At 42.9% G+C, this 9,767-nt stretch carries 10 protein-coding genes and 1 pseudogene; 2 read left to right on the top strand and 9 right to left on the bottom strand.

Translation table 11 applies throughout. The features are described from left to right. Positions 1-127 precede the first annotated feature (127 nt). The 4 genes and pseudogenes from F6K57_RS31570 to ahcY form a co-directional block, all read right to left on the bottom strand. A pseudogene (locus F6K57_RS31570) lies at positions 128-1,063 on the bottom strand (transposase); the annotation flags it as partial. A 135-nt stretch (positions 1,064-1,198) separates the two neighbouring features. Next, complete coding sequence (locus F6K57_RS31565; protein WP_293043740.1) at positions 1,199-1,831, bottom strand: exopolysaccharide biosynthesis protein; 633 nt, start codon at positions 1,829-1,831, stop codon at positions 1,199-1,201. Between the two features lie 78 nt (positions 1,832-1,909). Continuing rightward, complete coding sequence (locus tag F6K57_RS31560; protein ID WP_293072052.1) at positions 1,910-2,713, bottom strand: DUF928 domain-containing protein; 804 nt, start codon at positions 2,711-2,713, stop codon at positions 1,910-1,912. A 643-nt stretch (positions 2,714-3,356) separates the two neighbouring features. After that, a complete protein-coding gene (gene ahcY, locus F6K57_RS31555) occupies positions 3,357-4,634 on the bottom strand; it encodes an adenosylhomocysteinase (protein WP_293029424.1) in 1,278 nt (425 codons plus the stop codon). Positions 4,635-4,970: 336 nt separating this feature from the next. Between ahcY and F6K57_RS31550 the strand changes: the two genes are divergently transcribed. Next, the gene (locus tag F6K57_RS31550; RefSeq protein ID WP_293029426.1) at positions 4,971-5,237 is read left to right on the top strand and encodes a hypothetical protein; all 267 of its coding nucleotides are present in this window, start codon (positions 4,971-4,973) and stop codon (positions 5,235-5,237) included. A 125-nt stretch (positions 5,238-5,362) separates the two neighbouring features. Here the strand turns inward: F6K57_RS31550 and F6K57_RS31545 are convergent, their stop codons facing one another. The 5 genes from F6K57_RS31545 to F6K57_RS31525 all read right to left on the bottom strand — a co-directional run bounded on the left by F6K57_RS31545 (position 5,363) and on the right by F6K57_RS31525 (position 9,034). Then, the gene (locus tag F6K57_RS31545; RefSeq protein WP_293043736.1) at positions 5,363-5,719 is read right to left on the bottom strand and encodes a carbon dioxide-concentrating mechanism protein CcmK; all 357 of its coding nucleotides are present in this window, start codon (positions 5,717-5,719) and stop codon (positions 5,363-5,365) included. Between the two features lie 106 nt (positions 5,720-5,825). Next, positions 5,826-6,137, bottom strand: coding sequence for a carbon dioxide-concentrating mechanism protein CcmK (locus F6K57_RS31540; protein WP_075900807.1), 312 nt, complete (start codon positions 6,135-6,137; stop codon positions 5,826-5,828). A gap of 151 nt (positions 6,138-6,288) precedes the next feature. After that, positions 6,289-7,311 (bottom strand): GAF domain-containing protein, encoded by a 1,023-nt coding sequence (locus tag F6K57_RS31535; protein WP_293072051.1) that lies wholly within the window; start codon positions 7,309-7,311, stop codon positions 6,289-6,291. Positions 7,312-8,080: 769 nt separating this feature from the next. Continuing rightward, on the bottom strand, positions 8,081-8,707 hold the full coding sequence (locus tag F6K57_RS31530; protein ID WP_293029438.1) for a type I restriction endonuclease: 627 nt from the start codon (positions 8,705-8,707) through the stop codon (positions 8,081-8,083). Between the two features lie 99 nt (positions 8,708-8,806). Beyond that, a complete protein-coding gene (locus tag F6K57_RS31525; protein WP_293029442.1) occupies positions 8,807-9,034 on the bottom strand; it encodes a hypothetical protein in 228 nt (75 codons plus the stop codon). Between the two features lie 55 nt (positions 9,035-9,089). Between F6K57_RS31525 and F6K57_RS31520 the strand changes: the two genes are divergently transcribed. Then, a complete protein-coding gene (locus F6K57_RS31520) occupies positions 9,090-9,512 on the top strand; it encodes a helix-turn-helix domain-containing protein (protein WP_293029446.1) in 423 nt (140 codons plus the stop codon). Positions 9,513-9,767 lie beyond the last annotated feature (255 nt).

Raw genomic sequence — 9,767 nt, 5'->3', positions numbered from 1 at the left:
TGTCACTCGGATTTCACGAGGGGTGGAATTTCACCACCATGGTTATCAAGTTGTCATGGTTCATTTAACCAAGCAGCTAATCCTCCAAATCCTTATTGGATAAGGTTTATAGCTAACGAATCGCACCCCGAAATTGGTACCAACCTGCATCGTTAATGGATTTGGCAAGACAGTGATTCTTTACTAAGTTTTTGATCCTCAAGTCTTCATAGGCGACCAGATCGTTAGATCGGATTACGCAACGCGCGAGTCTCTTCGCATGTTCTTCACGCTGCCTACTTATTTTCAGGTGTGTCCTACCTAGCCTATTAATTGCTTTTTTACGGTTAGCAGAGCCTTTCTTCTTTCGGGAAACCCGACGTTGATAAAACTTTAAACGTTTCTCCCCTCTTCTGTAAAATCTTGGGTTAGGTTCTGAGTACCCATCAGAGTCTGTATAGAATTCTTTTAATCCAACATCTAAACCAACAGTAAAGCCAGTAGCTTCTAGTTGAAAGGCCGTAGGCCACGCTTTCGGCAAAGCCGACGCTGCGCGAACGCGAACGGAATTATCTGCTTTGACGCAAAACTGGACATAATAACCATCGGCTCTTTGGACGATACGAACCCGCTTGATCAGTTTCTGGTCGAAACGCCATAAGTCCCACGTCCCCTTAAGCTTGACTTTACCGATTCCTTTCTTGTCGGTAAAATTTATAGATTTTTTATCTGGGGATAACTTCCACCCGGATTGCTTATATTCAACCGACCTAGAATGTTTCTTAAAACGGGGATAGCCCTTTTTCCCAGGTACTTTTTTCTTACAGTTGTCGTAGAACCGCTTTATTGCCCGCTCTACATTTTCAACTGAAGCTTGACATGCATGACTGTTCAGGTCTTTGACAAAATTAAACTCTTCACGTATTTCGGTGTTGTAACGGTACAATTCTTTTTTGCCCACTCCATGGTTATCCATCCAGTACCGAAGTACTTTATTCCGGACAAAGCGAGCCGTTATAATAGCTTCATTTATCGCTAATTTTTGAGGCTCTTTAAGGACAGCCTTGAACTCCATTACCAACACCTGAAATCACCTCCTTGGTTCGTTTGCTTTACTTACTATTATAGTCGATAACGAGCGGGCAAAAGTTCCCGGACAGTTAGGGAATAAATTCCTGTTCGGGCTAACCCCATGGATAGAATCCAGGGGCTTGCGCTCTCAGGGTTTTCGGTCAATAATCTGGTCAATAATCTGGTCAACTAGATTTGTGCCACCAAACCATAGAGCAAACAGAATTGAGATGGAGAGGCTTGCTCCGATCAAGCACAGCACTAAACCGGCTAGGCTAATTGCGCCATCATCTTCAGTTAAGCCAAAACCAGTTATAAAAATTCCAATAGCTGGAAGGGTATTTGTTCCTGGAATTGGAATCATCATCGAAATTGACATTAATGCGATCGCACTCCCCATAAATATCCGACCAGGCAAACTGGTACAAATATAGCTTAGGCGAGGACGGGTCACTGCCTCAATCCGCTGCAACCAAGGGAGTCCTATTTTCAGAAAACCCTGTACCGTTTCCAGTTTCATTTTCCCATTCATCATCTTATTGGGTAGCCAGGGGCGTTTGGCACCAACGATGAGCTGAATAGCCAACAAGAAGATCACAATCGCAAAGGGAATCGAATAACCCGGTGCTGGAACTGGCAAAGCGGAAGGTAGGGATAGGATAACGAATAGAAACCCAAAAATACGTTCCCCCGCTAGGGTCAAAATATCTGCCAGCTTTACCTGAGGCTCTCGCTCTTCCTCAAAAAAATAGCGCTGTAGTTCTACAGAGAGTTTAGCCATTCAGTAGTGATTAGTTATAAAAGTTAATATACTAATCTATACTAATCCTTCTAGCACTTACCCTGAAATTACCTAAGATTAATTGTTAGGTGTGCAGCAATTCACAAATGGTTTGTTAGCGATCGCTTCTAACTCCACTGATTTGATCAGATCTACCCATGCTTGGGGCTGGGAATCCCGTAACTGGGCAACAGTAGTCACAGTTTCTTGCCAAATCATAGCATCAGCATATAGTTTGGCTTTTTCTAAGGTATTTTGCTCCTGCTCTAGATTAAGCGCTAATTCTGGACTAAGTTCAGTACGCTCGAGTATTCCTTTAACCCACTGATCTCGGCTACGCTCTTGAGGATCGCAAACGAGTACGAAAAACCACTTGTATTCCTTACCCATAGTCAGAGGTACAGTTTTCGGCACGCTCAGTTGCACAATACCGTTCGTGTTATCCAGGCTCAGGCTGGTCAGGTACACCTCTTGATCCTGGTCATCAATTAACACAAATTCTGCTTCGGAGGCTTTAGTTTTGGGAACATACCAGAACAGTGTAGGATTAGCCGCCACTGTTTTGACCAGATTATTGGCAGGCACGATAGGAGTCAAAGGGATGTCACCGTTGTCAGTACAGGAATAGCTACGAGACCCTCCTCCTGCTGTTCTTGTTGGTTTTCCTCGTTCTGGTACTCGTGGAAATTCAATCATATGTGTCCCAGCCCCAAGGGTTTTAGACGGTGACCCTCGCTCTGGTGGTGCTGGGAATTGTAAACCAACTTCATGGTGTGGGTATGACTGTGCGAGTAACCGGGGTGCCGTCAAGTCATTTACCAGTGCAGCCGACAGCATAGTAGTAAGCACTGCCAGATAGGTTGGAGTTTGTTGCCATATCATGATCAATCACCCTACTCATTAATAGGCCTCTTGCAAAAGTCCATTTTTGCTATTGGGCTATAGTATTTATCACCCTCTTTTTAAAGATTTATGCAAGATTCTATATAATTTTAGAATTTTCCTGTACATATTATCCATATCTATATAGTTTCCCCACTTCTTAAAAACATCCATAATCTCTAAAAATCACCCATAATCCGCTTTCGCAACTGGTATTTGCCTACCTTCCCTTATTCTTCAGCAATAAAGCCATAACTCTACCTGTAGGGTAGAGTTTGGTACCCAGTTTTGGGTAAGTTCTGTTCTTCCAAGGATTGCGGCTAATCCCACACCTTATTCAGCGGGCTAATTGCTAATTATTCTTAATTAATTGTTAAGTAAATCAGGTATTGAACTTGGGGATTTATGTATTTAATCCCAATTTACCATCAAAGGTATTGGTATTATTACCATATTCTATCCCAAAATCCCAATAATCTCAAGTTCGCTTAATCACTTTTTTGGGTCAGGGTAATCGATAGTCGGTCATCGTCAACTACCAATTACCCATGACCTATGACCCATTACCTGTTACCCATTACCCATTACCCGATCAGGGAGATCAGGATTATTGAACTGGCATTGTCAAAGGATTACCCTAGTTTTAGGTACCAGAAGTCCAAGAGTTCATGTACTCGATTTGCTCTGGGGTTAGGGTGTCAATGTTAATGCCCATTGCTTGTAACTTCAGCCGCGCAATTTCCTTATCCACTGCTTCTGGGATGGAGTGTAAACCTGGTTCAATGGATCCTTTGTTCTTGACTAGGTATTCACAGGCCAAAGCTTGGTTAGCAAAGCTCATGTCCATCACCGCACTGGGATGACCTTCAGCTGCTGCCAGGTTAATCAGGCGTCCTTCACCCAGTACTACAACGGATTTACCATTTTTCAAACAGTACTCTTGGGTAAAGTTCCGTACTTCTTTGACTTCTGTTGCCATTTCCCCTAAGGACTTGAGGTCAATTTCAATATCGAAGTGACCGGAGTTGCACACCATTGCTCCATCTTTCATCACCTCGAAATGCTCAGGGCGAATCACGTGCTTGTTACCAGTAACTGTGATAAACAAGTCACCTAAGGGAGCAGCTTCTGCCATCGGCATTACCCGGAAGCCATCCATCACAGCTTCAATGGCTTTAGTGGGGTCGATTTCAGTAACAATGACATTGGCTCCCAGTCCCCGGGCTCGAAGTGCTGCGCCTTTGCCACACCAGCCATAACCGACCACAACCACGTTTTTACCAGCTAGCAACACGTTGGTGGCGCGGATAATACCATCAAGGGTAGATTGACCAGTACCGTAGCGATTGTCAAAGAAGTGTTTGGTGTCAGCATCATTAACATTCATTGCCGGGAATGTCAAGACACCGTCATTGAACATAGCCCGCAGACGGACAATGCCAGTGGTGGTTTCTTCGGTGGTACCAATGATATCACTGAGCTGGTGTTGGCGATCTTTTACCAGAGTGGCGGTAACATCACTACCATCATCGATTATAATGTTTGGTTTGTGATCCAGGGCAATTTCAACGTGGCGGTGATAGGTTTCGTTATCTTCCCCTTTGATGGCAAATACAGAAATATCATGATCAACCACTAAGCTAGCCGCCACATCATCTTGGGTTGACAGAGGGTTGCTGGCAATTAGGACAGCATCAGCACCAGCAGCCTTGAGTGCGATCGCTAAATGGGCAGTTTCCGTAGTAACGTGACAGCAAGCAACTAAACGAATTCCTTCCAAAGGCTTTTGTTGGGCAAAGCGGTCTCGAATTTGCTTGAGCACTGGCATCTCCCGTCCAGCCCATTCAATCCGCTGCTTTCCTTTTGGTGCCAGAGACAGGTCTTTAACTTCGTGTTTTATCCTAGTCGCAGTTGCAATCATCAGGTTTTGTGTTTTAGTTAACGTTTTTTAGTTTAGCCTTGATTAGTTTAACGTGTCCCTTGAAAGTTCCACCGGATGGGCAAGCTTTATCAAAATTCTGATTAAACCTGCTGATTTTGAAGATATTTTACATATTTATCTCTTTAACGAGTGCTAATTACATCCCTTGATGTAGTAATTTGGCGATTTTCTGAAGGATATAGGAAACTCAATGGCAGCAAGGCCTCTTAGGATTGACTACTGATCACTCCTAAATTAGTATATTTGTACTATAATCAAGAGAGCGAGTTGACGGTTAGCTGATCTGATGTAAACCCCTAATCAAGGTTTTTCCCCATGAAGAAGCACTATATCCTGAGCATCAATCCCAATGCCGACTACCAATGGGAGCAGTGTACGTCACGAGATCCCATTACGGCAGAACGGCCAGACTTTGCTGGTTTGATTGCCCAAGCTGTGGCAGATCAAACTGGTTCTTATCTAGTGGCAGTTAATATTGAGGTAGAAGTATTAGAGCAAGCAGCACAGCCCCAAGCTCAGAAAGTGCGGGTTGATTTGCCAGTGGTTCCTGTGGAAGTGCAACCATCAGGATTAGTAGCATGATTATTGACATAGTTAACCGGACCCGGTTCTAACACAAATGTAGCTTCAACCCGCATTCAACAACCGCTCTCCTATCCGGTCAGACCTGGGCTTGGTGCGGGCTTAGCTAAAACCAACCAAAAAGCTTAACGAGGCAAACCGTTCCCCGGCCCGATGATGGGATTTTCCACGGCTTCTCGGTACTGTTCAACGGCTTCAGTATAGGCAATGGGCAGAACACACTCGACGTTTTCATGGGGACGAGGAATGATTACCCAGGATTCCAGGGTAGCGCCATGGGCTTTTTCGACGGCTGCAATACCGGCATCCATAGCTGCTTTTACTTCCGAAACATCCCCTCGAATATTGATATTGAAGCGGGCGCTACCAACTCTGATGTAGCCTACTAAGGTAACCCTACCAGCTTTCACCATAGCATCTGCTGCTGCGAGTATACCAGGAAAGCCTTTGGTTTCGAGAGATCCAACCGCCACTGTGGACATAGCCAAACTCCTTACTTTGTTGAATTTGTTTAATTATTTTAAACTCAGGAACTATTGTACGAATCTTCGCTACCGATGCTGACAAATAGCGATTAAGCCTATTGGTTTAAAATGTTCGGAACTCTTCGACTTTGCTGGTGTAGTGGATGGGCAGCACTGTGTCCACATTTTCATTAGGGTTAGGAATGATATAGTAAGCTGTCACCTCGGCACCATAGGTTTTCTCTACGGCTTCCAGACCAGCTGCTACCGCGACGTTTACCTCCGATATTTTACCACGGACGCTAACCATAAACCGACCTTTCTCAGATTTATCATAGGATACCAGTGTCACTGCCCCTGCTTTGACCATGGCGTCTGCTGCGGCAAGTACCCCTGGAAAACCTAGGGTCTCAATGGTTCCAACTGCTACTGGCATTGTGTTCTACTCCGGTCAACACGAAAAGTTTGTTAAATCTGATTGTACTGGAGTTATTAGGCAAAATATATCTTAGCTTGCCTAAAACGTTAACATTTAAAATTTAAACTATTATAAAATATTTAAATTTTACCCTAAAAATTAACAATTACTAGAAGTTGAGTTTGGTTAGTTTTTTTAGGCTCTTGCGCACCTGTTTTTCTTTCTCCTGGAGTTCAGTAATTAGTTTTTGATTATAGGGATCGATAATCCCTGATTTGCTTTCTGAATTTACCCAAAGTTTACGGGCTAGTTGGAAACATAACTGACATCGTTCTAAATTTCTCAGAATTGAAGGAGTAAATTGAGCCAACAGTTCTTCATCTCTTTTGGTAAACCCCTTTAGATCAATTCTTTCATACAATTCATCCTTTGGATTACTGTCTGGCTTTAACTTATTAATTAATTGTACCACAGCAATTAAATTTTTTTGCTGATTCAACACCGGCCAAGCTAGCATAGTATAGGTTCGGTAACCGGTAATTTGGTCGATTCTTTTCGCTTCTTCAGAGCGTGGATCCTCATAGACATCAAAGGGAACATTAATAATGCTTACGGAGGTAGCAGCTGCACCAGCAATTCCTTTATCTGCTGGAATATCAATGACTAGGGAGCCACCTTTCCCATCATCAGCGTCAATGGAACCGAGGATATTACTATGCTCATCCAGTAAAAAAATACTGGTGCGGTCTGCTTTTAGTATATTTCCCGCTTTTCGGGTGAGGCGACGTAACATTTCTTTGAGGGTATCCACTAAATCCCCTAAAGCGTCATCAACGGTGTTTACCTCTTCGATAGGCTTTGGTTTTGTATTCCCGTAGCCTGGCCTACGGCCAATCCCATCACTGGTATCTACGGTATCTACTTCACTGGTATCTACTTCAATCTCTGAGGATTTTACCTGAGTTTCCAGTAAATCTAAACCAGCAATTTCTCGCCAATTTAAGTGCAATGCTTGACAAATTTCTACAAAGAAAAGACCTTTAATGGGCTTTCCGATCAGAAAAAGATTAACAATGGGCAAGGATAAATCTAATTTATTAGCTAGGTCTATATCTCTTCCCCGACGCTTACGCTTCCAAACTAATTTGACTGTTTCGAGATACTTAGGGTGTACACTATATAATTTGTCCATTCTTTTTTTGATTTGGGGAAAGCTGCTTATCTCAACTCCAACTGATTAGGGAGTAGCCAAAATATAAAATACCAGTTTTTAGCTTTTCGGATAGGCAAAAAAAGTTGGTTTATTTTCAGTTTTATAGATTAAGTTAGGTTACCCACCCTACTTTAATTGGTATTTTTTTAAACGCCAGTCCCTGATCTCAATCTATGGCTTTTTATCGATATTCTGGACATTTGATGTCAATGGTCTAAGTCTCTAATAGGTTCATCCCATCAGTTAACTAGACTCTCTAGGTAGTTTTAACAAACTAGTTGCTGCTTTCAGCAGTGTATTCCGTTAGATGTTACTAGGCAATTAACCGTGCTTTCTAATAACCTCTTAGGGTTGGAAGTTTTTGATGACGGTCACGGTATCAGCCACATCGTCTAGTTACCCTTACCCCCATTACCACCATGGTGAAGATACCATAGTTGGTATACAGCTGTCACACCTGATCAATAACCTGATCAATAAACAGATAATCGGTTCTTTTGTTTGGCTATCACCTGCTGCTTCCAGTAAGCTCTGGGCAGCAGTATTTGTATAATAGTGCTTTTTGTGAAAAAGGTAAAGTCCTTTTCAGGAAGTGTAAGCAGTCAGCTAATATCCTCGCCGAGGCTACATCAACTGCTTCTGAGCAGTCAGTTAAATCATCCAGGAAAACTTAGACATTTAGCTGAGGAGCGCGAGTAGATCAGTTATCCTGGAAAACCCTCTCAATATGCTGATAGCTGGAAGCTGACTAGGGATTTTGGATGGTTTGGTTAATACGTTTTAATATTCTCAAAACAGTGTAAAGGTCATCTTTGTTCTCAAGAGCGAATGTATAGGATTGAGCATATTTAGGTGGCTTGTGGGTTGTCATCTTTAGGAATTTAAACTCATTTCCATTGGTGATAAACCCCAGGATAGATTGCTCTGGATTAGGATTAGCCAACATATACGCTAAGACTTGGGGAATTCCCGCTGCCAAGGCATATTTTGTTCCTTTTGCTTCAATAACAGTAACCCAGAATTCTGGGTGAAAAATCAGAATATCAATACGTCCAGTAACAATCATACCCTCATCTTCGGAGGTGATTTTAACTTCTTTCTCTGCTGTAATTTCAAAGGGATGACGATAAAATCCCGCTAGTCTGAGTAATGGCGATATTATCACCATTTTCAAGATCACTTCCAATAACGGAGACTCAGATAAGTACAGATATTCTTCTTTAACTTGCCCTAGCAATTGTTTCTCAAAATCCGTCAGTTCCGGTAACTCGTCTTGCCATTCTCGGAAAAAATGTTCATCATCCGTTCGTTCTAGGTGGAATCTGTGTCTTAATTGACGTAAGGTAATCTCTTTTGCAGGAATTGTTTGAACCATGGGTAGTTGAAAATTTATAATTTAGAGTTTAATTAATCGCACATAAGTGATTACACAGTCCCTGATTTATTTATAGCAATTTTCGTAAGTATTCAGCGATCAGCGATCAGCTTCTTCTTTAAATTGCGATAATGCAATAGTTTTTTGGAACCCTTGTATCTTACTAATCCCATTAATCTCACTAATCCCAGTTGCCCCACTACTTGAGATTGTGACAATGCAATAGTTTTTTTTAGCACCCTCTTCCTCCCGCGCCCACACCCCACACCCCACACCCCACACCATCTGAAATGGCGACAATGCAATAGTTTCACCAAATCCTGGCATTTTATGGAAAATCGTGTTATTATAATAATATCGTTAAAGCAATGGTTTATTGGCCATGATGATTTCCACCGCACAAGCCGCTGAATTACTTGGTGTTTCTGCTACTCGCGTCCGTTACCTTCTGGGCAAGGGCAGAGTTAAAGGGGCTTATAAGGTGGGCAGAACTTGGGTGATTCCTTTGTTTGATGGTATGCCGGTGGTCACCCCTGGCACTCGCGGACCAAAACGGAACTGGTCAAAGCGTACAGAGTACACTAAGACAGTGATTCATGTTAACCAGAGGGTGATTCGCAACAATCTCAAGACGGGGGACCGGAATCCTGTGATTACGGTGAAGCGAGGCTCTAAAAATGTTTACGGTCATACGGTGGAGGTCAATGGCCCCTGTCGGGTGATGTATCGTCCAGATGATCCCCTTAAGTGTGGAGCACGGGTTTGGATTGAGACTATTTCTGATTTTGAGGTGATTTCAGCGTGATGGGTCAGCTGTTCAGTATTGAGATTGGGATACCTAAATTGCTCAAAGGGAATAGGGAATAGGGAACAGAGATACAATCCTGTGTACCTCATTAGGGTAAAAACCCCTGTATTAGCAAAAATCTCCCTATCTCCCTATCTCCCTATCTCCCTATCTCCCTATCTCCCTATCTCCCTATCTCCCTATCTCCCTATCTCCCTATCTCCCTATCTCCCTATCTCCCTATCTCCCTATCTCCCTATCTCCCTATCTCCC

This window comes from Moorena sp. SIO4A5 (assembly GCF_010672005.1).
Classification (GTDB): Bacteria; Cyanobacteriota; Cyanobacteriia; order Cyanobacteriales; family Coleofasciculaceae; genus Moorena.
Note: the sequence above shows the minus strand (reverse complement) of the source record. Positions and strands in the feature narration are given on the sequence as shown.